A 25145-nucleotide genomic window follows, 5' to 3' on the forward strand; every position below is an offset into this window, starting at 1 on the left:
GCCGGCTTGTGTCCCGCCTGTGCCGTCGCTGTGTTCCGCCATCGGGTTCACCGGCTCAGGTCGTAGACGGCGACGCCGTCCACAGTGGTCGGGGTGTAGTTCGCCCGGACCCATTCGGCGATCCGCTCGGCGGCGTCGCTGCCGGTCTCCCCGCGCATCGTCATGCCCTCACCGAGGAAGTAATGGATCTGTCCACTTCGGACATACTCCTGGAACTGTTCCAAGGTGGGGGAAGGATCCGTGCCGTTGAACCCGCCGACGGCCATCACCGGCGCCCCGCCGCCGAGCTGGTAGCCCGCCGCGTTGTTGGAGCCCACCGTCGCGGCCGTCCACGGGTAGTTCGCGGCGTCCTGCCGCAGGAGGGCCGCGAGGTTCTCGCCGGGCAGGCTCGTTCCGAGCAGGCCGCCGGGGCCGCCCATTCTCATGCCCCGGCCGGTGTCGGGTCCGGCGGAAGGAAGCGCGCCGGAATGCGGGGTCGCGGCTGTCGCGACCGTGTACGCGCCGCTGCCCGCGAGAACGGTGACGAGCGCGCCGACGGCGACTAGGCGCCTTGCCGCGTCGGGTAGGCGTGCGGCGAAGAAGACCAGGAACGCGCACAGGAGCCCGGCCACGAGGATCGCGATCGCCAGCCCGGGAAGCCAGTCGGATTGCCGCGACAGCAGGAGATACGCCGTGAGCGCGGTCAAGCCGATCCCGGCGCTCGACGTGCCCGCGGCGGCCGGATTCCCCCGTGCCCGCCACAACTGGACGCCCGCGATCCCGACGAGCGCGGCGATCGCCGGGGCGAGCGCGATCGTGTAGTACGCGTGGATGATCCCGCTCATGTAGCTGAACACCACGGCAGTGCTCAGGAACCAGCCGCCCCACAGGATCAGCGCCCCGCGGCCGCGGTCGGTGCGCCCGGCGTGGCGGGTGAACCACAGCCCGGCGGCCAGCGCGAGGGCGGCGGCCGGGAGCAGCCAGGCGATCCCGCCCGCCATCTCGGTGCCGAACAACCGGTCCCAGCCGGTACCGCCCCAGCCGCCGTTGCCGCCTCCGCCGACACTGCCGACCTCGTCACCGGTGATCCGGCCGAAACCGTTGTAGCCGAAGGCGAGTTCCCACAGGCTGTTCTCCTGCGAGCCGCCGATGTACGGCCGGTCGGTGGCGGGCCACCACGCGACGACGGCGAGGTACCAGCCGGCGGAGACGAGGGTCGCGCCCACCGCTCCGAGCAGGTGAAGCAACCGTTTGCCCAGCGAGGCCGGCGCGGCGATCAGGTAGGCGAGGCCGAACGCGGGCAGCACCAGGAACGCCTGCAGCATCTTGGCGAGGAAGCCGAAACCGACGGCCACCCCGGCCAGCGCCAGCCAGCGCGGGCTCGCCGTCTCCAGTGCGCGGACGACGCAGTAGGCACCCGCGACCAGGAGCAGGACGAGCAGGGCGTCGGGGTTGTTGAACCGGAACATCAGCGCGGCGGCCGGGGTGAGCGCGAGGACGGCGCCCGCCAGCAGACCCGCGGCCGGGCCGGAAGTGCGTCGCACCGTGGCGAACAGCAGCGCCACCGAGCCGACGCCCATCAGCGCCTGCGGAACGAGGACGCTCCAGGCGTTGACGCCGAACAGGCGCGCGGAAAGACTCATCACCCACAACGCGGCCGGTGTCTTGTCGACCGTGATCGCGTTCGCGGCGTCGCTCGATCCGAAGAACAACGCCTTCCAGCTCAGCGATCCGGCTTGCGCGGCCGCCGAATAGAAGGCGTTGGCCCAACCGGATTCGCCGAGGTTCCAGAGATAGAGGACGGCGGTCGCGAGCAGAAGCGCGGCGAGGGAGGGGCGGACCCAGCGCGGGCCGTCGGGCCTGCCCCGGACGGGTGGAGCGTCTTGATCGGCTTCGTCGCGGGAGGCGAGGAGGGTCATGGCCTCAGGGTCGAATGCCGACCTGGGGCGTGGTTGTGCCGAAGCTGTGCACCCGCTGTGAGGAATCGATCACCGGCAGGTACACGGCGAATTCGGTGTGCCCGGGGCGGCTGTGCACCTCGATCGTGCCGTGGTGGGCCACCACGATCGCCGACGCGATGGCCATCCCGAGTCCGGTGCTGCCCGCGGTCCGTGAACGCGAGGAGTCGCCGCGAGCGAAGCGTTCGAACACGCTCGGCAGGAGTTCCGGCGCGATGCCGGGCCCGTCGTCGGTGACGGTCAGCACCGCGGCCCCGGTGTGGGAGCGGCTCAGCGCGGTGATCACCGTGGTGCCCGGCGGGGTGTGCGTCCGCGCGTTGGACAGCAGGTTCGCCAGCACCTGGTGCAGGCGCTGGACGTCGCCGCGGACGTGCACCGGCCCCTCCGGCAGCCGCAGTTCCCAGCGGTGGTCCGGGCCGGCGACATGCGCGTCGCCGACCGCGTCCGCGGTCAGCCGGGTGAGGTCGGCGACGCCAACGTCGAGCGGTCGTCCGTCGTCGAGTCTCGCCAGCAGAAGGAGGTCCTCGACGAGCGTCGTCATGCGGGCGGACTCGGACTGGATCCGGGACATCGAGTGCGCGACCTCCGGTGGCACCAGAGCGCTGCCGCGGCCGGCGAGTTCGGCGTACCCGCGGATCGCCGCGAGCGGGGTGCGGAGTTCGTGGCTCGCGTCCGCGACGAACCGGCGGACGCGGGTTTCGCTGGCGTGCCGGGCTTCCAGCGCCTGCGCGATATGCCCGAGCATGAGGTTCAGCGCCGAACCGACCTGGCCGACCTCGGTGCGCGGATCGGTGTCGATCTCGGGCACCCGCACGGAAAGCGCGACCTGACCGCGGTCGAGCCGCATCGCCGACACCCGGCCCGCCGTCGCCGCGACGCGGTCGAGCGGCCGCAGCGTGCGCCGGACCGCGAACGCGCCGAGGAACCCGGCACCGGCGACGCCTGCCGCCGCGACCCCGAACAGGATCCAGCCGACCGTGGTCAACGTGTCCTGCATCGGTCCGAGGGGGAGACCGGTGACGACCACGCCACCGGGGATCGAGACGGCCTGCACCCGGTAGTCGCCCAGCCCGCCGAGCGCCATCGTCATCGGCGGGCGGTCCGCCGGGATGGAGAGCAGGCCGGACTCCTGCGCGACCGACAAGCCTTGGGGAAGGCCTTGCACCGTAAGGACTCCCGCGTAGAGCACCCGGTCACCGGAGAAGCGCACGCTCAACGTCCCCGACGCCTGGCCCGGCGCGTTGAGCGGGTTGGGACCGGGTCCGGGCGAGTCGTCCGGCGGCCGGTTCGCGTAGTCGTGGGCGCGGGCCGACGCGGCCGAGAGCTGGCCGTCGATCTGGCCGACGAGGAACGACCGCAGCGCGATCTCGCTCGCGACGCCGATCACCAGGCAGACGAAGGTGAGCAGCAGCACCATCGAGCCGGTCAGCTTGGTGCGCAGGGAAAGCCGCCCGGGCCGGGACCACCGGCGCGGGCCGGTGGTCGGGACCGAGCCGGATGCCATGCCCTCGAGCGTGCGCCGCGGTCGTATGCGCGCATTGTGTCCCGCCTGTGAGCCCGCTGTGTGCGCGGGTGTCCCACTCCTGACACCCCCCACCCCCCACCCCCCCCGACGCTATGAAAGGCCCGTTACTTGCAAAATTTGCAAGTAACGGGCCTTTCATAGCGCTCTCTTGACCCGAAACCGAGAGTTCAGGAGTCGTAGTCCACCGCGAGTTCGGGTGAGGTCGCCACCGCCCGGCAGGTCAGGATCCGCCCGGCCGCGACCTCCTCGTTCCCGAGCGCGTAGTGCACGTCCATCCGCGCGCTGCCGCGCACCACGGTCGCCCGGCACGTCCCGCAAGCCCCGCCGACGCACGCGTACGGCGCGTCGACGCCGTGCCGCAACGCGGCGCTGAGCACGGTTTCGCCCACCGTCGCGGGGATTTCGGCGGTCTTCCCGCCCGCCGTCACGGTGAGCAGCGGGCCCGGTCGTTGCGACGGGCGGACCGGCAGCGCGCCCTGGAAAAGCTCGAAGTGGACGTTCTCCTCGGGGACGTCCTTGTCCGCCAGCGTCCGGCGGGCCATGTCGACCAGTTCGCGCGGGCCGCACAGGAACCAGTCGTCGACCTTCGCCGGGTGGAGTCGTGCCTGCAGCAGCGCGCGGAGGCGCGTGCCGTCGAGGCGGCCGCGCTGGTAGCGCTCGTGCGAGATCGCCAGTGCCTCGCCGACGGTGTCGAACGGCTTCCCGATCCGTTGCGTGCGCAGATCCGGGTCGCGTTCGTCGGTGCGGTAGTGCACGACGTGCAGCCGTCCGCCCAGCCGGGCGGCGAGGACGCCGAGTTCGGCGGCGAACATCGTGGTGGCGCCGGAGGTGTTGATGTACAGCAGGGTCGCCTTGCTGTTCGGCTCGTTCAGCAGGGTCGCGGTCAGGATCGACAGGATCGGCGTGATCCCGCTGCCCGCGGCGAGCGCGACGTACCGGCCGGAGCGACCCTGCTCCGGGGTCAGCGTGAACTCACCGTCAGGGGGCAGGACTTCCAGTTCGTCGCCCGCCTCCAGTTCGGTGGTGGCGAACGTCGAGAACGCACCGCCGATCTGGTGCTTGATCGCGATCCGCAGCTCTCCGGAGTCCGGCGTCGAGCAGATCGAGTAGGCGCGCCGCACCTCTTCCCCGTCGACCTCCGCGCGGATGACGAGGTGCTGGCCGGGGGTGAACCGGAAGGTCTCCCGCAGCCGCTCCGGCACGTCGAACGTCACGGTGACGGCGCCCTCGCACAACGGCCGGACCTCGGCGACCCGCAGCGAGTGGAACCGGCTCGGCTGCCGGGGCTGGGGAGCGGGCGGTTCCTCGTCGAACGAACCGGTGAGCTGACGCCATTCGCGGTACTCCGACGACGTCAGTTCGCGGCCCCACGCCGTCGCGATCGGAACGTCCCTGGCGAGGTACGCGTCGCGGTTGTCCTTCCACGCGCGCAGGTACCGGTAGAACGGGATCGCCGGGTGGAGATGGTGAACCAGGTGGTAGTTCTGGCACAGCATGATCGGCGTCATCAGCCATTCGAGCCCGACGCGGACGCGGGTGGCGCCGAACCGGTTCTTCCGCTGCTCGCCGAGGTCGTGATGGGGGAGCCAGTCGAACCACCAGGCCAGGACGGCGAGCCCGACGCGCTGCGGGATCAGGTAGACCATCAGCAGTTCCCAGCCGTGGCCGGTCGCGGCCAGCCACGCGAACGCGGCGAGGCACAAGGTGACGACGGCCGCGGTCTCGATCCGCTCCGACGGCGGCCGGGTGCGCTGCCTCGCCACATAGAAGCGGGCGTACCAGAAGTCGATCGTCAGCCACCGCAGCGGCAACTGCCACCAGGGGCCGTGCGCGGTCCAGGCGTCCGGATCGGTGTAGGCGTCCTCGTTGGTGTTGCGGTGGTGTTCCAGATGGATGTAGCGCACCAGGGGAAAGGAGCCGTAGCCCGCCACGAACGGCATCGCGAGCCTGCCGAGCAGTTCGTTGACCCAGGTGAGCTGCCCGGCCGCGTGATGCGTCGACTCGTGCAGCACGGTGAACATCGTGAAGGTGACGAGCGCGTGCAGGGGAATGGTCACCCACAGCGGCGCGGCCTCGTTGACCACCAGCCAGGTGGCGCCCACCCAGACCATGATCCCGCCGGTGAACAACAACACCGTCGGCACCGAGACCACCGGCAGCGGGATCCGCGGATTGGGCACCCCGCGTCTCAGTGCTCTCTCGGCCAGTTCCCCCGTGTCCCCGGACCGGGTGGCGGCGACGGTCATCGATCGGTCCCCTCGGTCGATGGCTACCGGGACGAAGCTGTCACACCGTAGACAACTGGTCCTGGTTTGTAAACTTCAACTACCTGCCGAAACACCTCGACACGGCGCCCGATGGTGAAGCGTGGCACGCATCCGTGTCCAGGAATGGGCCGGTTCGTAACAGAGAAGAACCGAAAACTGCTCCGATCGGGTGGTCCGCCCTTGGTTCGTCGGACGGCTTTCGAAACGTGTGATCGGGCCCGGAGGCCGGTCGCGACGAGGCCGGGATGGCCCCGGGACCGGACCGGTGAGCCGCGGGGCCTAGACTCGGACGGCCCGGTCTGCAAGCTGGCCAGGGCACATCCGCTGTCGACCGCATGCGGATGCTCAATCACATCGTTTACCGCTCGAGGAGAATACGTTGAAGAGCACCGTCGAGCAGCTCAGCCCGACGCGAGTCAAGATCAATGTCGAGGTGCCGTTCGACGAGCTCAAGCCGAACTTCGACCGCGCCTACCGCAAGATCGCCCAGCAGGTGCGCATCCCCGGCTTCCGTCCGGGCAAGGCGCCGGCTCGCGTGCTGGAAAGCCGGATCGGGCGAGCCCCGGTGCTCGACGAGGTCGTCAACGAGGTCATTCCGGCCAAGTACATGGAGGCCGTGCGCGCGGGCGAGGTCCGCACGCTGGGCCAGCCCGAGTTCGAGGTGACCAAGCTCGAGGACCGTGAGGTCCTGGAGTTCACCGCCGAAGTCGACATCCGCCCGGAGATCTCGCTGCCCGACCTCGAAGGCTTCGCGGTCAGCGTCGACGACGTCGAACTGACCGACGCCGAGATCGACGAGCAGCTCGACGAGCTGCGCGCCCGCTTCGGCACGCTGACCGGAGTCGAGCGCGCGGCCGAGAACGGCGACTTCGTCTCGATCGACCTCGCGGCCACCGTCGACGGTCAGGAGGTCGAGGAGGCCTCGACCACCGGCCTGTCCTACGAGATCGGCTCCGGCCAGCTCGTCGACGGCATCGACGAGGCGATCATCGGCGCGAACGCGGGCGAGACCAAGACCTTCACCACGAAGCTGGTCGCCGGCGAGCACGCGGGCAAGGACGCGGACGTCACCGTCACCGTGCAGACCATCAAGCAGCGCGAGCTGCCCGAGGCGGACGACGAGTTCGCCCAGATGGCGAGCGAGTTCGACACGATCGACGAGCTGAAGGGCGACCTTCGCGAGCGTCTCGGCCGCGTCAAGAAGATGCAGCAGGGCGTCCAGGCCCGTGACAAGGTCCTCGAGGAACTCCTCGAGCGCACCGAGGTCGCGATCCCGGAGAAGGTCCTCGAGGCCGAGATCGAGAACCGCAAGCACGACGCGATCCACCCGTTCGACCACGACGAGGCGCAGTTCGCCAAGGCGCTCGAGGCCGAGGGCAAGACCGTCGAGGAGTTCGACACCGAGGTCCGCGAGGAGTCGGAGAAGGCGGTCCGCACGCAGCTGCTGCTGGACAGCATCGCCGACGCCGAGCAGACGTCGGTCAACGACGGCGAGCTCACCGAGCGGATCATCTACCAGGCGCAGCGCTTCGGCGTCAGCCCGGACGAGTACGTCCAGCGGGCGCAGCAGTCCGGTCAGCTGACCGCGATCTACGCCGACGTCCGCCGCGGCAAGGCGCTGGCCTCGGTGGTCCGCAAGACCACCGTGACCGACGCCTCCGGCAGCGCCGTCGACCTCGAGGAGCTCTTCGGCCCCGCAGCCGAGGAGACGCAGGTCACCGAGGAGACCGCGAAGACTGCGGCCGAGTAGGGAATACGCGGTCCCGGCGAAACGGACCGTAAAGCTGTAAGCGAACTTGGGCGGTGTCAGGCATTCTGCACCGCCCAAGTTCGTTAGGGTCGGTTGCAAGATCCTCAGCACCTGGACACAGCATCTGGACATACAGCGGCGGCCGAGGCACGGCTGGCCGCCGTCGGCGAAAAGGCAGGCAGACGTGACGCAGCACACGCCCGAGGCGCGGACCGGTACCGCAGGGCTCAACCTCACCGACTCGGTCTTCGAGCGGTTGCTCCAGGAGCGCATCGTCGTCCTCGGCTCCGAGGTCAACGACGAGGTCGCGAACCGGATCACCGCCCAGTTGTTGCTGCTCGACGCAGACGACTCCGAGTCGGACATCCGCTTCTACATCAACTCGCCCGGTGGCTCGGTCACCGCGGGATTCGCGATCTACGACACCATGCAGCTGATCCGCCCGGACGTCGCGACCTACGCGATGGGCCTGGCCGCGTCGATGGGGCAGTTCCTGCTCTCCTCCGGCACGCCCGGCAAGCGGTACGCGCTGCAGCACGCGCGCATCCTCATGCACCAGCCCTCGGCGGGTGTCGGCGGCACGGCCTCCGACATCGCCATCCAGGCCGAGGTGTTCGGCAAGTGGAAGCAGGAGCTGGCCAAGATCACGGCCGAGCAGACCGGCCAGACGGTCGAGCAGATCGTCAAGGACGGCGACCGCGACCGCTGGTTCACCGCGCAGGAGGCGAAGGACTACGGCTTCGTGGACCAGGTCCTCACTCGCGAGAACCCGCTTCCCAACAGCTGATCCGGCTCCGGCACACAGGAGAATTTCAATGAGCAACTTCCAGCTTCCGATCGGGTCGCAGGCGCCGGGGATGCAGTCGCGGCTCCAGCTGCCGCAGTCGCGGTACGTCCTGCCCTCCTATGTCGAGCGCACGAGCTACGGCATCAAGGAGTCGAACCCGTACAACAAGCTCTACGAAGAGCGTCAGATCATGCTCGGCGTGCAGATCGACGACGCGTCGGCCAACGACGTGATGGTCCAGCTGCTGCACCTCGAGCACGAGGACCCGGACCGCGACATCATGATCCTGATCAACTCGCCCGGTGGTTCGTTCACCGCGCTGATGGCGATCTACGACACGATGCAGTACGTCCGCCCCGACATCGTCACCATGTGCATCGGCCAGGCCGCTTCGGCCGCCGCGGTGCTGCTGGCGGCCGGTACCCCCGGCAAGCGGTTCACGCTGCCGAACTCGCGCGTGCTGATCCACCAGCCCGCCACCGAGGGCACCTACGGCCAGGTGTCGGACCTGGAGATCCAGGCCAACGAGATCCAGCGGGTGCGCCGTCAGATGGAGGTCATCCTGGCGAAGCACACGAACAAGGACGCCGACGAGGTCAAGAAGGACATCGAGCGCGACAAGATCCTGACGGCCGACGAGGCCAAGGCGTACGGGATCGTCGACGAGGTCCTCGAGTACCGCAAGGCTTCGAGCAGCTGATCGTGCCGGGATCCGGTGCGTGTCGGGAGACGACACGCACCGGATCCCTGGTCTAAGGTCAGCTTCTGGCGTGCTCAGATGTGACGTTGGTTCTCCCGCCGGCGGCATCGGACGGGTACCGTCAGTGGCAATGTGTGAGGCTCCGAGAGGTCATCCGTGACCGGGGTACGACAGTCAGGCACGACAGTGCAGGCGCAGACACTGCGCCGGAGGGGACGAGGTCAACGGCCATGGCACGGATCGGTGACGGCGGCGACCTGCTGAAATGCTCTTTCTGCGGCAAGAGCCAAAAGCAGGTGAAGAAGCTCATTGCCGGCCCCGGGGTCTACATCTGCGATGAGTGCATCGATCTCTGCAACGAGATCATCGAGGAAGAACTGGCCGAGGCCGGTGAGGTCAAGCTCGACGAGCTGCCCAAACCCGCCGAGATCCACGAGTTCCTCGAGCAGTACATCATCGGCCAGGACGACGCGAAGCGTTCGCTGGCCGTGGCGGTGTACAACCACTACAAGCGTGTGCAGTCCGACGACAAGGCCGGACCGAAGGATTCCAAGGACGAGACCGTCGAACTGGCGAAGTCCAACATCCTGATGCTGGGCCCGACGGGCTGCGGCAAGACCTACCTGGCCCAGACGCTGGCGAAGATGCTGAACGTCCCGTTCGCGATCGCGGACGCCACGGCGCTCACCGAAGCCGGCTACGTGGGCGAGGACGTCGAGAACATCCTGCTCAAGCTGATCCAGGCGGCGGATTACGACGTCAAGCGGGCCGAGACGGGCATCATCTACATCGACGAGGTCGACAAGATCGCCCGGAAGTCGGAGAACCCGTCGATCACCCGCGACGTGTCCGGCGAGGGTGTGCAGCAGGCGCTGCTGAAGATCCTCGAGGGCACCACCGCTTCGGTGCCGCCGCAGGGCGGGCGCAAGCACCCGCACCAGGAGTTCATCCAGATCGACACGACGAACGTGCTGTTCATCGTGGCCGGCGCGTTCGCCGGGCTGGAGAAGATCATCAACGAGCGGGTCGGCAAGCGCGGCCTCGGTTTCGGCGCGGAGATCCGTACCAAGGCCGAGATCGACGAGAGCGACATCTTCTCCGACACCATGCCGGAGGACCTGATCAAGTTCGGGTTGATCCCGGAGTTCATCGGCCGGCTCCCGGTCGTGGCGACGGTGACCCACCTGGACAAGGAATCGCTGGTCAGCATCTTGACCACGCCGCGCAACGCGCTGGTGAAGCAGTACAAGAAGCTCTTCGAGATGGACAACGTCGAGCTGGAGTTCACCCAGACCGCGCTCGAGGCCATCGCCGACCAGGCCGTGCTCCGCGGCACCGGCGCCCGTGGCCTGCGCGCGATCATGGAAGAGGTCCTGCAGCCGGTCATGTACGACATTCCCAGTCGCGACGATGTCGCGAAGGTCGTCATCACCGAGCAGACGGTCCGCGAGAACGTGAACCCGACGATCGTGGCACGCCAGCCGTCACGCCGTCGCAGCAGCGAACGCGGTGAGAAGTCCGCCTGAGCGGAGATCTTTCGTCACCGATGCCCCGGCCGGATCCTTCCGGCCGGGGCATCGGTTTCTCCGGTCCCGTCCGGCCGGTGACCCGACCGAGATAGGATGCGACAGTGCCGCTGACTCCCACGAAGGACGAGAACGAGGCTCCCGAACTGGCAGCCGCGAGTCCACGCGAGGTCAGGGGACTCGTCGAACTCACCGAACGGATCATCCTCGGGGCCTATCGCGGGCATCCGTGGATCCCGCGCGCGCTGACGATCGCGCTGGGCGTATTGGTGGCGACCTGCCTGGTGGCCGGCGTCGTCCGGCTGTCGCCGCTGCCGCTGATCCCGCTGCCGTTGTTCGCCGGTTCGGCGTACGCGCTCATCCGGATCAAGGCGGCGCGGAGCGCGGAGGCGGACCAGGCCCTCGTCGCCTGGACCGGATTGTTCACCGGTGCGACGCTCGTCGGATTCTGGTTGATCTCGATGGCGGGTCGCTGGCTCGGCTGATCAGCCCGAAGACCGATTTCGGATTTTCCTCCGTTAGCAGGGTTTCAGAATCACCTTCACGGGGTAAGACGAGTCAGTGACAGTCACCGCAGGGCCCTTCTCACATGTGGGGCTGCTCTACTCCGGTGACTCCGAGTACCTGAACGGTACGATTCCGTACATCCTGGAGGGCCTGAAACTCGACGAACCCGTCGCGGTGGCCGTTCCGGGCCGAAATCTGACCCTGATCGAAGAGGCCCTGGGCGATTCGGCCGCCGAAGTCGAGCTGATCGACATGACCGAGGCGGGTCGCAATCCGGGCCGCATCCTCCCCGGTGTGCTCCTCGCGTTCGCGGACAACCGGCAGGGGCCGGTCCGGATCATCGGCGAGCCGATCTGGGCGGGGCGGTCGGCCATCGAGTACCCGGCGTGCGCGCAGCACGAGGCGCTGATCAACTTCGCCTTCGGCGACCGGGACCTCAGCATCCTGTGCCCGTACGACCGCACCCGCCTCGAAGGCGACGTCCTCGCCGACGCCGAGCTGACCCATCCGACGCTCTCCGGCGCCGAAGGCGATCGCCCGAGCGCGGGCTACGCGCCCGACACGGTCGTCGAGAAGTACAACCTGCCGCTGCCCGAGCCGCTGTCGGCCGACGCGTTCCGCTTCGACCTCGCCAGGCTCGGCGCGGTGCGCCACTTCGCGCAGGAGCGCGCGGAGGAGAGCGGGCTCGTCCCGGACCGGGTGGAGGATCTCGTGCTCGCCGTGGCGGAACTGTCCGCCAACAGCGTGCTGCACGGATCCGGCCACGGTGTCGTCCGTGTCTGGCGTGACGAGGACCATGTCCTCTGCGAGGTCATCGACGAAGGCACGCTGAGCGATCCGCTGGCGGGCCGCCGTCCCGCCTCACCGGGGCAGATCGGCGGACGCGGTCTGGTGCTGGTGAATCAGGTCGCCGACCTGGTCCGGCAGTACCGGAGACCGGGCGCGACCGTCACCAGGATCTTCTTCCGCGTGTGAACCCGGTCAGGCGTTCTTCGGGACGTGCTTGCCGAGGAACGCGATCAGGCTCGGCACGACCGTGCGGTTGAAGGCGTCGCCGTGCTTGCCGCGCGCGGTGTGCGCGACCAGGGGACGCGCTTCGGAGATGAACTTCCGCACCCCGCCGATGAACGGGTCTTCGGTTCCGCACCAGACCCCGGTCGGCACGCTCTTGGTGACGTCGATGTGGCGCAACGGGTCCAGCGAGCCCCAGTCGGCGGCGTCGCGGAACGCGCGCCGTTTGCTCATCTCCGGCCACGACGTGATCAGCGCGGGTGCGAGCGCCGCGACCGCGGACGGCGGGCGGCGGCGTTCCAGACGGCGCCGGGTGTAGAGCAGCGCGCCGAAGCCGCCCATCGAAAGCCCGGTGGCCGCGAACGGCAGCCCGTCCCGGCCGCCGAGGCCGCGGGCGGCCAGCCAGCGGGGGACTTCTTCGAGCAGCATCGCCATCGGGTTGTCGCCGGGCTGGTTCTCGTGCCAGTAGTGGTCGCCGCCGTCGACCGCGACGAACCCGAACGGGGGCACCGCCTTGCGGGCGACGTCGCTGCCGAGTTGCTTGAGGAGCCCGGTGGGGGCCGCGTGCCGCGCGGTGCCGTGGAGGCCGTGCAGCATCAGCGACATCGGCAGGCCCTTGGGCGGCGCCTTGGTCGGCAGCATCAGGACGAGGTCGACCTCGCGGCCGCGGGCTTCGGAGTAGACACGTTCGACACGGGGGCTGCCCAGCTGGGTGGCCGGGGTCGGCGATGCGACGCCGAGTGCCCGCTGGAGCGCTTCGCTGAACGGCAGGGCTCCGGTGGCCGTTCCGGCGGCGAGCCCCGCCACCCCGAGACCGGAGGCGCCGGCGATCAGCACGGAACGACGGCTCAGCCACCGGCGGGCGCCATGCACCCCCGGCAGCGTCGTCTGCCCCTGGTCGTCGTTCACCTGTCCCCGTTCCCCGTCCCCATTCCCGGTCGGTCTCCTACCGGGCAATGATCATCTATCAGGTCAGACGTGCGCCGAAGCCCGAAGGTTGCACGTGTCGCCGACCTGTGACCGGGGTATCGCCGGATCAGGTGCCGATGTTTCCCTCTTTCGCGCGCCATGACTCGATCGAGACACGCGCGGACCGCGTCGCGGCCTCCAAGGTGTCGCCGAGACCCACTCCGAGGGCGGTGGCCAGGGGAACCAGGATCTGGTCCACGCCGTTCTCCCCGTCGCCGAAGTGGCCGGCGACCTCCAGGGTGATGTAGCCGTGCACGGCGCTCCAGAGCTGGGCGGCGACGTCGAACTCGGAGGCCGGGCGGAACCGGCCCGCGTCGATCACCCGCTTCGCGCCGCGGACGAGAAAGCCGAAGGCCTCGATGCCTTCTTCGCTGAGGTTCTGGCGGGTCTCCTCGTTGGTCATGTCGCCCAGCGCCGCCTTCTGCCCGCTGGGTTGACTCTGGCCGAAGGTCACCGCGTAGAGCTGCGGGTTGTCGACCACGGTCCGCCGGTACGTCAGAGCGAGGGTGAGCATGTCGGCCGCCGGATCGCCGGTGTCCTCGATCTCGCCCAGATTCGCCGACAGCCGCCTGAATCCCTCGCGCGCGACCTCGTCCACCAGTGCGCCCATCCCGCCGAAGTGGGTGTAGACGGCCATGGTCGACGCGCCGATCTCGGCGGCCAGCTTCCGGGCCTGGAGGGCTTCCGGGCCGCCGTCGGAGAGCAGCCTGATCGCCGCGTCGATCAGCTTGGCCTTGACCTCGGCGGTGGCGGGCTTCGGGGACATGCTTGCCAGTATTCCATAACCCTGTTATAAATGTATCCATAACCGCGTTATAGTCACCGATCCAGGGGGCCTGCGATGGGTAACAAGTTCCTCCAGGGCAACTTCGCCCCGGTCAGCCGTGAGCACACGATCACCGAACTGCGCGTCACCGGGCACATCCCGGAGTACCTGGACGGGCGCTATCTGCGGAACGGGCCGAACCCGCTGTCCGAAGTGGACCCGGCCACCTATCACTGGTTCATGGGCGACGGCATGGTGCACGGCGTCCGGCTGCGGGACGGCCAGGCCGAGTGGTACCGCAACCGCTGGGTGCGCAACCCGAGGCTGTCGCGAGAACTCGGCGAGCGCTGGGAGGGCGGCCCGGCCCTCGGGATCGCCTCGATGGGGGCGAACACCAACGTGATCGGCCACGCGGGCAAGACCCTCGCGCTGATCGAGGGCGGCGCCACGAGCTTCGAGATGACCGATGAGCTCGACACGGTCGGCGCCTGCGACTTCGACGGCACCCTGCCCGGCGGCTACACCGCTCACCCGAAGCGCGATCCGGAGACCGGCGAACTGCACGCCGTGTCGTACTTCTTCGGCTTGGGCAACAAGGTCCAGTACTCGGTGATCGACGCCCATGGCCACGCGCGGCGCAAGGTGGACATCGAGGTCACCGGTTCGCCGATGATGCACGACTTCTCCCTGACCGAGAAGTACGTCGTCTTCTACGACCTCCCGGTCACGTTCGACGCCGAGCAGGCCGTCGCCGCGTCCGTCCCGCCGTTCCTGCGCACGCCCGCCCAGCTGGTGGTGTCCGCGCTGGTGGGCAAGGTGAAGGTGCCGGATCCGCTCAGCGCGAGGCTGCGTTCGCGGATCTCGGGCAACGCGGGCCTGCCGTACCGCTGGAATCCCGGCTACCCGGCGCGGATCGGCGTCATGCCGAGGGAAGGCGGCAACGGCGACGTCCGCTGGTTCGAGATCGAGCCGTGCTACGTGTTCCACCCGATGAACGCCTACGACGACGGCGAGGACATCGTGCTGGACGTCGTCCGGCATCCGAAGATGTTCGACAGCGAACTCCTCGGCCCCGCCGAGGGGCCGCCGACCCTGGACCGCTGGACCGTCGACCTGACCGTCGGCAAGGTCGTCGAGGAACGCCTCGACGACCAGGGCCAGGAGTTCCCGCGCGTCGACGAGCGGCTGCTCGGGCGGCCGCACCGGTACGGCTACTCGGTGTCCACAAAGGATGGATCGGCTTCGGCGGGGTCACTGCTCAAGCACGACCTGTGGAAGCGCACGGTCGAGTCGAAGGAATTCGGCCCCGGCAGCCAGGTGGGGGAGTTCGTGTTCGTCCCGTCCTCTGTGGACGCGGGCGAGGACGAGGGCGTGCTGATGGGGTTCGTCTACGATCCCGCGACGCAGAAGAGCGACCTGACCATCCTGGACGCGGGGACGCTGGAGACCGTCGGCGCCGTGCACCTGCCGGACCGGGTGCCCAACGGCTTCCACGGCAACTGGGTGGGTGCCTGAATCAGCCGAGCCCGAGCACGCGCTGCTCCCCGGTGTAGAGGTTCATGCTGTCGCCGCGCAGGAAACCGATGAGGGTCATGCCGTTCTCCTCGGCCAGTTCCGCGGCCAGCGACGACGGCGCGGAAACCGCTGCCAGCAGGCCGATCCCGGCCATGGCGGCCTTCTGGACCAGCTCGAACGACGCGCGGCCGGACACCAGCAGACCGGTGTCCGCCGCGGGGATCCGGCCCTCCTGCAGGGCCCACCCGAGGACCTTGTCGACGGCGTTGTGCCTGCCGATGTCCTCCCGGACGACGGCGAGGTTCCCCTCGGCGTCGAACAGGGCGGCCGCGTGCAGCCCGCCGGTGCTGGAGAAGACCTTCTGGTGCGTGCGCAGCGTGTCCGGGAGCTTGGCCAGCACGTCCTTGCTCACCGCGAATCCGGACTTCCCCGGTGAGAAACGGCTCCGCAGTTTGACCGCGTCGAGCGCCGCCTTGCCGCAGACGCCGCACGAGGACGTGGTGTAGAAGTTCCGCTCGACGCCCGTCTCCGGCGGAGCGACGCCCTCGGCCAGCGCGATGTCCAGCACGTTGTAGGTGTTGCGGCCCTGGTCGTCGACGCCGTCGCAGTACCGGGCCACCGCGATGTCCTCGCGGGAGGTGAGCACGCCCTCGGACAGCAGGAAGCCGTGCGCGAGCTCGACGTCATTGCCGGGGGTTCGCATGGTGACCGCGAGCGCCTTGCCGCCGACCCTGATCTCCAGCGGTTCTTCGGCCGCGAGCGCGTCAGGGCGCCGCACGTCCCTGGTCGCGGAGATCTTCCGCACCGGACGGCGCACCGTCACCCTGCCCACTTGTCCACCCTTCTGACCGGTTGTTCGACACTCGGGTACTGCAACGCTGGGCATTAAGTAATACATTCCCAGTGCACATCCCCAGAGTACGGAGGCGCCGGATGGCTGTCGGCTTCCTGGACCGTTCACGCATTGTCGCCCCGCCGGGCTGGAGCCGCTGGCTGGTGCCTCCCGCCGCGCTGGCCGTCCACCTGTCGATCGGGCAGGCGTACGCGTGGAGTGTCTTCAAACTCCCGCTGGAGAAGACGCTCGGGCTGACCGGCACGCAGAGCGCGCTCCCGTTCCAGCTCGGCATCGTGATGCTCGGGCTGTCGGCGGCGTTCGGCGGGACGCTGGTCGAGCGCAACGGACCCCGCTGGGCGATGTTCGTCTCGATGGTCTGTTTCAGTTCGGGCTTCCTGATCTCCGCGCTCGGCGTGGCGACGTCGCAGTACTGGCTCGTCGTCCTCGGCTGGGGCGGGATCGGCGGCATCGGGCTCGGCATCGGCTACATCTCGCCGGTGTCGACGCTGATCAAATGGTTCCCGGACCGGCCGGGGATGGCCACCGGGATCGCGATCATGGGATTCGGCGGAGGCGCGCTGATCGCCTCCCCGTGGTCCTCTCAGATGCTCGGCGCGTCGCCGTGGACGATCGGGACGGTCGCGACGGCGTTCCTCGTGCACGGCCTGGTCTACGCGGTCTTCATGACCCTCGGCATCCTGCTGATCCGGGTCCCTGCCGACGGCTGGAAGCCGAAGGGCTGGGAGCCGAAGACCGACCACGGCAACGCGATGATCACCACCGCGAACGTGTCGGCGCGCAACGCCATCAAGACGCCGCAGTTCTGGCTCCTCTGGGTGGTCCTGTGCTTCAACGTGACCGCGGGCATCGGGATCCTCGAGAAGGCGTCGCCGATGATCGCGGACTTCTTCCGCGAGACCTCGACGCCGGTCGGCACGGCCGCCGCGGCCGGGTTCGTGGCGCTGCTGTCGTTGACCAACATGCTCGGCCGGTTCGTCTGGTCGTCCACTTCGGACCTGGTGGGGCGCAAGAACATCTACCGCCTCTACCTCGGCGCGGGCGCCCTGCTGTACCTGGTGATCGCCTTGACCACCAACGCCTCGAAACTCGTGTTCGTCCTGTGCGCCATGCTGATCCTGTCCTTCTACGGCGGCGGCTTCGCGACGATCCCGGCGTACCTGAAGGACCTCTTCGGCACCTACCAGGTGGGGGCGATCCACGGCAGGCTGCTGACCGCGTGGTCGATGGCGGGCGTGCTCGGGCCGCTGATCGTCAACGCCATCTCCGACAGCCAGAAGTCGGCGGGCAAGGTCGGCCCCGACCTCTACACGACGTCGCTGTTCATCATGATCGGCCTGCTGGCCGTCGGTTTCGTCGCCAACGAGCTGGTGCGGCCGGTCAACCCGAAGTTCCACGAGCCGGCGCCGTCCGGCGAGCCCGCGAGGAGTGAGGCCCGATGACCGAACAGGCTCCCGAGCGCCGACGCACCGGGCTGATGGTCTTCGCGTGGCTGTGGGTCGCGCTCCCGTTCGCCTACGGCGTCTACGAACTGTTCCGGAAGGTGGTCCAGCTCTTCGGCGGCTGAGTAAGGTCGGCACGTGGGAGTTCTGGTAACCGGGGCATCGCGCGGCATCGGCCGTGCGATCGCCCGCGCCTTCGCGGAAAAGGGCGACCGTGTCGCCGTTCACTACGCTTCGAACCAGGAGGACGCCGAGCGGACGTTCGGCGGGCTCCCGGGTTCCGGCCACGGGCTGGTCCGGGGTGACCTCTCCGATCCCGAAGTGGCGCAACGGATCGCGGACGAAGCCGAGGACCTGGTCGGCGGGGTCGACGTCCTGGTCAACAACGCCGCGTACGCGCCGTCGCCCTCGGCGGCCCATCCGGTCGCCGAGGTGTCCTATGCGGACTGGCAGCGGGTCTGGGGGCGGATGGTCGACGTCAACGTGCTCGGCACGGCGAACGTGACCTACTGCGTGGCGCGGCACATGATCGAGCGCGGCGCACCCGGCCGGGTGGTCAACATCGGCTCGCGGGGCGCTTTCAAGGGCGAGCCCGAGTTCCCGGCGTACGGCGCGAGCAAGGCCGCGGTGCACTCGCTCGGGCAGTCGCTCGCCGTCGCGCTCGCCCCGCACGGGATCGCGGTGACCTCGGTCGCACCCGGCTTCACCGCCACGGACCGGGTCGCGGTCAAGCTCGAAGGCGCGAGCGGCGAGGCCCTCCGCGAGCAGAGCCCGTTCGGCCGGGTCGGCACGCCGGAGGAGGTCGCGGCGGCGGTGCTCTACCTCGCTTCCGCCGAAGCCGCCTGGGCGTCCGGCGCGATCCTCGACCTGAACGGCGCGTCGCATCTACGGATGTGAAGTGGATCACCTCTGCAGCAATATGGGCTCCTCGCGCGTCCAAGGAACGTGCACAAGCTGGGGAAGGTCCTGGTCGCCGTTCTCGCGGTGGCGGTGTTCAGCGGGACCGCGTACGGGTACTCGACCATGAAGTCGCTGGACGGTGTGACCCGCGAAGACGTGATCGAGGGGGCGGCGGACCCGGGGGAGCAGCCCGCCGACGGGTCACTGGACATCCTGCTGGTCGGGCGCGATTCGCGGACCGACGAGCACGGCAACCCGCTGTCCCAGGAGATGCTGCGTGAGCTGCGCGTGGGCGCCAACGGCGACGATCTGACCGACACCCTCATCGTGCTCCGCATCCCCAACGGCCAAAAAGCGGTGAAGGCCTTCTCGATCCCGCGCGACTCCTGGGTCTCGGAGCCGGGGACGAAGGACAAGACCAAGATCAACGGGATCTTCGGGCACGCCAAGTTCGCTTCGGCGAGTGCGCAGCGCGAGGCGGGCAAGACCGACAAGGCCGAGATCGACAAGGTGGCGATCACGGCCGCGCGGAAGGCGACCCTGAAGGCGGTCGAGGACCTCACCGGCGTCAAGATCGATCACTTCGCCGAGGTCAACCTGCAGAGCTTCTACGACATCAGCAAGGCCGTCGGCGGGGTCGAGGTGTGCTTGAAGCGCGACACCAAGGACGTCAAGTCCGGCGCGAACTTCAAGGCGGGCAAGCAGACGATCCAGGGCGCCGACGCGCTGGCCTTCGTCCGCCAGCGCGAGGACCTGCCCCGCAGCGACCTCGACCGCGTCCGCCGTCAGCAGGTGTTCCTCGCCGGGCTGGCGAAGCAGGTGCTCTCCGCCGGGACGCTCGCCAACCCGGCTCGCCTTTCCGAACTGATCGACGCGGTGAAACGTTCGGTCGTGCTCGACGGCTCGTGGGATCTGCTCGACTTCGTCCGGCAGATGCGGGGCGTCTCCGGCGGCGGCATCGCCTTCGACACGATCCCGGTGGTCAACCCCGACTATCGCTACAACCCGAGGCAGCCGACCGCGACCGCCGTGCAGGTCGATCCCGAGCAGGTGCGCGCCTTCGCCGCCTCGCTGATCGGCGCCCAGCCCACGACACCGCAGGCACCCGCCGGCCCCAAGGTCGACGTCGTCAACGCGAGCGGCAAGGACGGCCTCGCCGCTCGCGTCGCGGATCTCTTGGCGGAAAAGGGATTCGGCAAGGGCGAGGCGACGGCCGAGACCGGACGGCGGACTTCCGTCGTCCGGTTCAGCGACGCGTCCGGGCCCGCCACGGAGATCGCGAAACTGCTCGGCGGACTGGAAACCCAGAAGGCCGATTCCGTCGCGGCGGGCCATGTGCAGGTCGTGCTCGGACAGGTCTACAAGGGACCCGGCGTGTCCGCGGGCGGTGGGGCGGCCGGGGTCCGGACCGACCAGCCCATCACCTCCGACGACACCGGCTGCATCAACTGACGGCTATTCCCGTGGCGGGATCTTGCCGTTCTTGGCGACCGGAAGACCCAGCTGGACCGGCTCGGTGATGGTGACCTGCTCCGAGGGAAGGCTCGCCAGGACCGGGTTCAGATGAGTCAGTTTCAGCGTGAGCGGGCCGACGACACTCGGGCTGGTCGTGACATCGCTCTTCGCCAGATCGAGCCACTGGACGGTGTTGAGCACCACCGGCGGGATCTCGTCACCGCGTTTGGCGACCGGGACGCACAACTGCCGCGTGTTGCCGACCTTGACGTCCACCTTCGGCCGGTCGGCCAGCACCGGGTTGAGGTGCCCCAGCGCCAGCGGGAAGGCCTGGCCGGGGATGCCGAGGACGCGCAGGGCGTAGCACTTGAGATCGATGTGCCGGACGAACGACAGGATCTCCGGCGGCGGCAGCACCCCGTTCTTCGCGACCGGGACGCACAACTGCTCCGGCGACAGCATCGTCACCTGGGCGTCCTGGATCCCCAGCTTCTGCACGACCGGGTTCAGGTGGCTCAGCGTCAGCGGGAAGTTCGCCGCGCCGCCTTCGATCCGGTAGCAGGACAGGTCCACCCAGCGGACGTAGTCGAGGATCCCGCGCGGCGGGACGACCCCGTTCTTCGCGACCGGCACACAGAGTTGCTGTCGTTCTCCCAGGCGGGTCGTTTCCGTGGGCAGGCCCGCGAGCACCGGGTTGAGATGCCTCGTGGTGACCGTGATCGGCGGTGGTTTGTAGCCCTCGGTCCGGTAGCAGGACAGATCGAGCTGGGAGACGAACGGGAGTGGCGGCGGTGCGGCCGGAGCGGCGGTGGCCGCTCCGGGGAGCACGGCGACGAGCACGAGCGAGACCAGGGCGGCGAAGCCGCGCAGGATCGATCTTCGTGACATGGCAAGGCCTTTCCGCGAGCACGTGAACGGGTTTCCCCTTCACGGTGGGCGCGGATCGGCCTCGTCCGGCACCGCCAAGCGGGCAGCCTATGGTGCGGCCAGCGTGCCCGAAGCCTCGATGACCTCCGGCGCGGGGCCGTCCGGACGCAGCCTTCGGCGCAATCGCACGATCTCCGCGAGCGAGGCCCCGCCGGTGATCTCGATCGCGGCCAGCGAAGGCAGCGTGACACCGGCGTCCAGCAGCCGCCGGACCTGTCCGTCGTCCAGGGTGAGCACCCGCAGCGAGGCCAGTTCGCCGACGCGTTCCAGCTCGGGCACGTCGAGACCGGCCAGCCCCAGTCTGATCAGCCCCGGCAGTCCCAGCAGCGGGCCGAAGTCGATCGGATGCTTCACCCCGGCGAGCGAAAGACCCCACAGGGCGGGGTGCCCGGCGATCCCGGTGAGATCCACCTTCGCGGTCTCGATGCTCGCCGCTTCGAGCGCCGGGAACCCGGAGAGGTCCGCGACGACGGAATCGGCGCGGTTGACCCGCAGATGACGCAACGACGACAACGGGTTCAGGATCGCGAGGTCCACCGAGCCCGGGTCGTTGAGGTACAGCTCCTGGACGAGTTCCGGATCGGCGACCCCGCCGAGGTCCGTCGTCTCGGTCAGCACCTGGTCGTGGCCGCGGGCGGACTCGTCGTGGAAGGCGGCTTCGGCGATGAGATACGGCGAATCGGGTTCGTCGTTGTCGTACTCGCCCGCCTTCAGCGCGCGGACGACTTCTTCCATCATCCCGGTGATCGAGGCCGCGACGTACCGGACGGGGCCCCAGACGTTCCGCCCGTACTCGAGGATCTGGCCGCTCTCCCCGTCTTCCGCCGGGTCGAGGTCGGCGGCGAGGAAGTCACCGGCGTGGTCGCTGCCGAAGGTGATCCACCAATCGTTGCGGGACAAGCGTTTCACCCGGCCGGCGGGCCGCGTCTCGAAGACCACGCCCTCTTCGGTGACCGGGTCTTCCCAGCCGTAGGAACCGGGAGCGCCGTCGAGGTAGCGCTCGACGAGCAGGGGGAGCGGATCGTGGGCGTACCGGCCCAGCAGCCCCGATTCGTTGTCCCAGCCCGTCACCCGGAACAGCGCGCGAAGGTCTTCGGGCAGCCGCGCGCCGATCCGCTCTTCGGCCTCGGCGAGTTCGGCTTCGGTGCGGCCGGGCTCCCAGTCCGGCGCGTGGCCCTTGATCTTTTCGTACAACCCGGCGAATTCCGTGGCGAGGGCGGTGATCCGGGCGAGCACGGCCGGATCGGTCGGCGCCCCGGTCGGCCGGGATCGCGCGGGCAACGGGAGACCCGGCAGCGGATGCCCCGGATAGCGGAAGCCGTCGTCGAACACGAGCCACGCCGGTGACATGGTGCCGACGTCCGGCGTCGCGAGGAAGGTGTACTCCCCGGTGTGACTCAGCCGGACCTCGTAGATCGACGGGGGCAGCGGCCGGAACAGCTCCGACAGCGCCGTCATGTCGGGACTCAGGTACCGGCCGGTGTCCGTCTCCGCCTGCAGCGAGAACCCGCCGCCGGTGTTGTGGATCCGCAGCACGGCGCTCGTGAAGGTCGTTTTCGTGCTGTCGTGCAGTAAGCGCGCCATTTCACCGGCGACGTCCCCAGGGTTCATGAGGGGGAATCTAGCGGCTCCAACCTCACCACGACCGCCTTCGACACCGGGGTGTTCGACTTGTCCGCCACGGAATCCAGCGGCACCAACGCGTTCGCCTCGGGGAAGTACGCCGCCGCGCAGCCCCGGGCCGTCGGATAGGAGACCACCCGGAACCGCGGCGCCCGGCGGTCGCCGTCCCGCCATTCCGAGACCAGGTCGACCATCGCGCCGTCGGCCAGGCCGAGCGAGACCAGGTCGTCGGGGTTCACCAGCACCACGCGCCGGGCGTCCTCGATGCCGCGATAACGGTCGGAAAGGCCGTAGATCGTGGTGTTGTACTGGTCGTGGCTGCGCATCGTCTGCAGCAGCAGCCTGCCTTCGGGCACCTGCGGGTATTCGAGTGCGGAGACGGTGAAGTTCGCCTTGCCGTTGGCGGTCCCGTTGAACTGCCGGGAATCGCGCGGCGCGTTCGGGAGCACGAACCCGTCGGGCTCGCGGACCCGGGCGTTGTAGTCGTGGCAGCCGGGGACGACGCGCGCGATCCGGTCGCGGACGAGGTCGTAGTCGGTGTGGAAGTCCCGCCACGGCACGGGATGCCCAGCGCCGAGCAGCGCTTCCGCGAGATGGCAGACGATCGCGACCTCGGAAAGCAGGTGCTCGCTGGCCGGGGCCAGCCTGCCGCGTGAGGTGTGCACCTGCGACATCGAGTCCTCGACGGTGACGAACTGCTCGCCGGCGGCCTGGGTGTCGCGTTCGGTGCGGCCGAGGGTGGGCAGGATCAGCGCGGTCTTGCCGGGGACGACGTGCGAGCGGTTGAGCTTCGTCGACACGTGCGCTGTCAGGGAGCAGGACTTGAGCGCCTTCTCGGTCAGCTCGGTGTCCGGGGTGGCGGAAGCGAAGTTGCCGCCGACGGCGAAGAAGACCTTGCCCTTCCCGTCCCGCATCGCGCGGATCGCGGCGACGGTGTCGTAGCCGTGGTCGCGCGGCACCTTGATGCCGAACTCCGCGTCGAGACCGTCCATGAAGGACTCCGGCATCTTCTCCCAGATGCCCATCGTCCGGTCGCCCTGGACGTTGGAGTGCCCGCGCACCGGGCACAGGCCCGCGCCGGGTTCGCCGATCATGCCGCGCACCAGCGCCAGGTTCGCGACCTCGGAGATCGTCTGCACCGCGTGCTTGTGCTGGGTCAGGCCCATCGCCCAGCAGTAGATGGTCCGCTCCGACGTCGCGATCATCCGCGCCAGCCGCTCGATCTGCTCGCGCGGCAACCCGGTCGCGGTGTCGACCTCGGCCCAGTCGATCTCCCGCAGATGCTTCGCGTAGTCCTCGAACCCCTCGGTGGACGACTCGACGAACGCGCGGTCGACGATCGTGCCGGGGGTCTCCTGCTCCCACTGCAGCAGGAGATGCCCGATCGCCTGGAACAGCGCGAGGTCGCCGCCGAGCCGGATCTGCGCGAACTCGTCGGCCAGCGGGGTTCCCTTGCCGACCACGCCCCGGACGTTCTGCGGGTTCTTGAACCGCATCAGACCGGCTTCGGGCAGCGGGTTGACCGCCATGATCTTCGCGCCGTTGCCCTTGGCCTCTTCCAGCGCGGACAGCATGCGCGGATGGTTGGTGCCCGGGTTCTGGCCGACCACCACGATCAGGTCCGCCTTGTGGATGTCGGCGAGCGTCACCGAGCCCTTGCCGATCCCGGTCGTGGCCGCGAGCGCGGCGCCGGACGACTCGTGGCACATGTTGGAGCAGTCCGGGAGGTTGTTGGTGCCGTAGGACCGCACGAGCAGCTGGTAGAGGAACGCGGCCTCGTTGCTGGTGCGCCCGGAGGTGTAGAAGATCGCCTCGTTGGGGTCCCCGAGCGCACGGAGCTCGTCCGCGACCAGGGTGAAGGCGTCGGCCCAGGAGATCGGTTCGTAGTGCGAAGCCCCTTCGCGCAGCACGAACGGCTCGGTGATCCGGCCCTGCTGGCCGAGCCAGTAGTCGGTCTTCCCCGACAGTTCCTGGATGGAGTGCTCGGCGAAGAACTCGCGTCCGACCCGGCGTTTGGTCGCCTCCTCGGCGACGGCCTTCGCGCCGTTCTCGCAGAACTCCGCGAGTTTTCGGTGCTCGCCGTCGACCTCGCGCGGCTCGGGCCAGGCGCAGCCGGGACAGTCGAAGCCGTCGCGCTGGTTCAGCAGGCGCAGCGTCTTGACCGTGCGCGCGGCGCCCATTTGCTCCATGCCACGCACCAGGGAGACGGCGACCCCGGGGATCCCGGCCGCCCAGCTCTTCGGTTTCCCGACCTCGAGCTGTGTCTCGTCAACGTCGTTCGCGGGTGCTTCGCGGGTCATGCCACCATCGTGCGCCTTGCCGCCCCGGCGCGCGACCGAGGGGTCAGGCGTCGGTGACGAGCCGGGTGATCTGCGACTCGTCCAGCGGGAACCACGGCGTCTCGTTGACGCCGCGCTCCTGCACGGCGTTCACCGTCACCGCGGCCAGGACCAGCACGATCAGGCCGACGATCGCGGCGATGCCCGGCCACCGGCTCGAACCCGGCTCGCGGTAACCGCCACCGGAGGCCGCCGCCTTGCGCTGCTTGCGGCGCTTCTTCTTGAGTTCCTTCTTCGCACCCAGCCAGGCGTCCAGTTCGGCGTGCTTCTGCCAGTTCGGGTCGACCAGGTCCGGATGGGTCTCGATCCGCCGGTCCTCTTCGTCCATCTCGGTCCTTTTCCCCAG

The 25145-nt window shown here is 69.1% G+C and carries 21 protein-coding genes; 11 read left to right on the plus strand and 10 right to left on the minus strand.

Annotated elements, in window-relative coordinates; all coding sequences use genetic code 11:
- Positions 1-47: 47 nt before the first annotated feature.
- From ACLJPX_RS31810 to ACLJPX_RS31820, 3 genes are all read right to left on the minus strand, one after another.
- Positions 48-1898, minus strand: a complete 1851-nt coding sequence (locus ACLJPX_RS31810) for a glycosyltransferase family 39 protein (protein ID WP_410604160.1) — start codon at positions 1896-1898, stop codon at positions 48-50.
- A gap of 4 nt (positions 1899-1902) precedes the next feature.
- Complete coding sequence (locus ACLJPX_RS31815) at positions 1903-3441, minus strand: sensor histidine kinase (RefSeq protein WP_410604161.1); 1539 nt, start codon at positions 3439-3441, stop codon at positions 1903-1905.
- A gap of 188 nt (positions 3442-3629) precedes the next feature.
- A complete protein-coding gene (locus tag ACLJPX_RS31820) occupies positions 3630-5642 on the minus strand; it encodes a fatty acid desaturase (protein ID WP_410604350.1) in 2013 nt (670 codons plus the stop codon).
- Between the two features lie 466 nt (positions 5643-6108).
- Between ACLJPX_RS31820 and tig the strand changes: the two genes are divergently transcribed.
- The 6 genes from tig to ACLJPX_RS31850 all read left to right on the plus strand — a co-directional run bounded on the left by tig (position 6109) and on the right by ACLJPX_RS31850 (position 11974).
- Positions 6109-7479, plus strand: coding sequence for a trigger factor (tig, locus tag ACLJPX_RS31825; RefSeq protein ID WP_410604162.1), 1371 nt, complete (start codon positions 6109-6111; stop codon positions 7477-7479).
- Positions 7480-7663: 184 nt separating this feature from the next.
- Positions 7664-8266, plus strand: a complete 603-nt coding sequence (locus ACLJPX_RS31830; protein WP_076166113.1) for a ClpP family protease — start codon at positions 7664-7666, stop codon at positions 8264-8266.
- 28 nt (positions 8267-8294) lie between these two features.
- Entirely contained in the window at positions 8295-8966 is a 672-nt protein-coding gene (locus ACLJPX_RS31835; protein WP_016332354.1) for an ATP-dependent Clp protease proteolytic subunit, read from the plus strand.
- 230 nt (positions 8967-9196) lie between these two features.
- The gene (clpX, locus tag ACLJPX_RS31840; RefSeq protein ID WP_101605976.1) at positions 9197-10492 is read left to right on the plus strand and encodes an ATP-dependent Clp protease ATP-binding subunit ClpX; all 1296 of its coding nucleotides are present in this window, start codon (positions 9197-9199) and stop codon (positions 10490-10492) included.
- Between the two features lie 104 nt (positions 10493-10596).
- The gene (locus tag ACLJPX_RS31845) at positions 10597-10977 is read left to right on the plus strand and encodes a hypothetical protein (protein ID WP_410604163.1); all 381 of its coding nucleotides are present in this window, start codon (positions 10597-10599) and stop codon (positions 10975-10977) included.
- A gap of 76 nt (positions 10978-11053) precedes the next feature.
- Positions 11054-11974, plus strand: coding sequence for an anti-sigma factor RsbA family regulatory protein (locus ACLJPX_RS31850; protein WP_410604164.1), 921 nt, complete (start codon positions 11054-11056; stop codon positions 11972-11974).
- A gap of 6 nt (positions 11975-11980) precedes the next feature.
- Here the strand turns inward: ACLJPX_RS31850 and ACLJPX_RS31855 are convergent, their stop codons facing one another.
- Positions 11981-12919, minus strand: coding sequence for an alpha/beta hydrolase (locus ACLJPX_RS31855; protein WP_410604165.1), 939 nt, complete (start codon positions 12917-12919; stop codon positions 11981-11983).
- 127 nt (positions 12920-13046) lie between these two features.
- Positions 13047-13745 (minus strand): TetR/AcrR family transcriptional regulator, encoded by a 699-nt coding sequence (locus ACLJPX_RS31860; protein ID WP_410604166.1) that lies wholly within the window; start codon positions 13743-13745, stop codon positions 13047-13049.
- A gap of 75 nt (positions 13746-13820) precedes the next feature.
- Between ACLJPX_RS31860 and ACLJPX_RS31865 the strand changes: the two genes are divergently transcribed.
- On the plus strand, positions 13821-15260 hold the full coding sequence (locus ACLJPX_RS31865; protein WP_101605981.1) for a carotenoid oxygenase family protein: 1440 nt from the start codon (positions 13821-13823) through the stop codon (positions 15258-15260).
- A gap of 1 nt (position 15261) precedes the next feature.
- Here the strand turns inward: ACLJPX_RS31865 and fdhD are convergent, their stop codons facing one another.
- On the minus strand, positions 15262-16092 hold the full coding sequence (gene fdhD, locus ACLJPX_RS31870) for a formate dehydrogenase accessory sulfurtransferase FdhD (RefSeq protein ID WP_410604167.1): 831 nt from the start codon (positions 16090-16092) through the stop codon (positions 15262-15264).
- A gap of 101 nt (positions 16093-16193) precedes the next feature.
- Here fdhD and ACLJPX_RS31875 point away from each other — a divergent pair, with 101 nt between their 5' ends.
- Genes ACLJPX_RS31875 through ACLJPX_RS31890 form a run of 4 tightly spaced genes read left to right on the plus strand, consistent with a single transcriptional unit; the run spans position 16194 to position 19907 of the window.
- A complete protein-coding gene (locus ACLJPX_RS31875; protein ID WP_410604168.1) occupies positions 16194-17555 on the plus strand; it encodes an OFA family MFS transporter in 1362 nt (453 codons plus the stop codon).
- Complete coding sequence (locus ACLJPX_RS31880) at positions 17552-17680, plus strand: hypothetical protein (protein ID WP_255355414.1); 129 nt, start codon at positions 17552-17554, stop codon at positions 17678-17680. Before ACLJPX_RS31875 ends, ACLJPX_RS31880 begins: the two co-directional genes overlap by 4 nt.
- Before the next feature lie 13 nt (positions 17681-17693).
- Positions 17694-18452 (plus strand): SDR family NAD(P)-dependent oxidoreductase, encoded by a 759-nt coding sequence (locus ACLJPX_RS31885; protein ID WP_410604169.1) that lies wholly within the window; start codon positions 17694-17696, stop codon positions 18450-18452.
- Between the two features lie 48 nt (positions 18453-18500).
- Positions 18501-19907, plus strand: a complete 1407-nt coding sequence (locus ACLJPX_RS31890; protein WP_410604170.1) for an LCP family protein — start codon at positions 18501-18503, stop codon at positions 19905-19907.
- Positions 19908-19910: 3 nt separating this feature from the next.
- On the opposite strand, the gene ACLJPX_RS31895 is transcribed toward ACLJPX_RS31890, so the two are convergent.
- The 4 genes from ACLJPX_RS31895 to ACLJPX_RS31910 form a co-directional block, all read right to left on the minus strand.
- The gene (locus tag ACLJPX_RS31895) at positions 19911-20798 is read right to left on the minus strand and encodes a hypothetical protein (RefSeq protein WP_410604171.1); all 888 of its coding nucleotides are present in this window, start codon (positions 20796-20798) and stop codon (positions 19911-19913) included.
- Positions 20799-20885: 87 nt separating this feature from the next.
- Positions 20886-22448, minus strand: a complete 1563-nt coding sequence (locus ACLJPX_RS31900; protein WP_410604172.1) for an SMI1/KNR4 family protein — start codon at positions 22446-22448, stop codon at positions 20886-20888.
- The gene (locus tag ACLJPX_RS31905; RefSeq protein ID WP_410604173.1) at positions 22445-24760 is read right to left on the minus strand and encodes an FdhF/YdeP family oxidoreductase; all 2316 of its coding nucleotides are present in this window, start codon (positions 24758-24760) and stop codon (positions 22445-22447) included. The genes ACLJPX_RS31900 and ACLJPX_RS31905 overlap by 4 nt, the downstream gene beginning before the upstream one ends.
- A 43-nt stretch (positions 24761-24803) precedes the next feature.
- Entirely contained in the window at positions 24804-25127 is a 324-nt protein-coding gene (locus ACLJPX_RS31910) for a hypothetical protein (protein WP_410604174.1), read from the minus strand.
- Positions 25128-25145 lie beyond the last annotated feature (18 nt).

Origin of the sequence: Amycolatopsis sp. lyj-90 (assembly GCF_046549035.1) — a bacterium.
In the GTDB taxonomy this organism is placed as follows: Bacteria; Actinomycetota; Actinomycetes; order Mycobacteriales; family Pseudonocardiaceae; genus Amycolatopsis.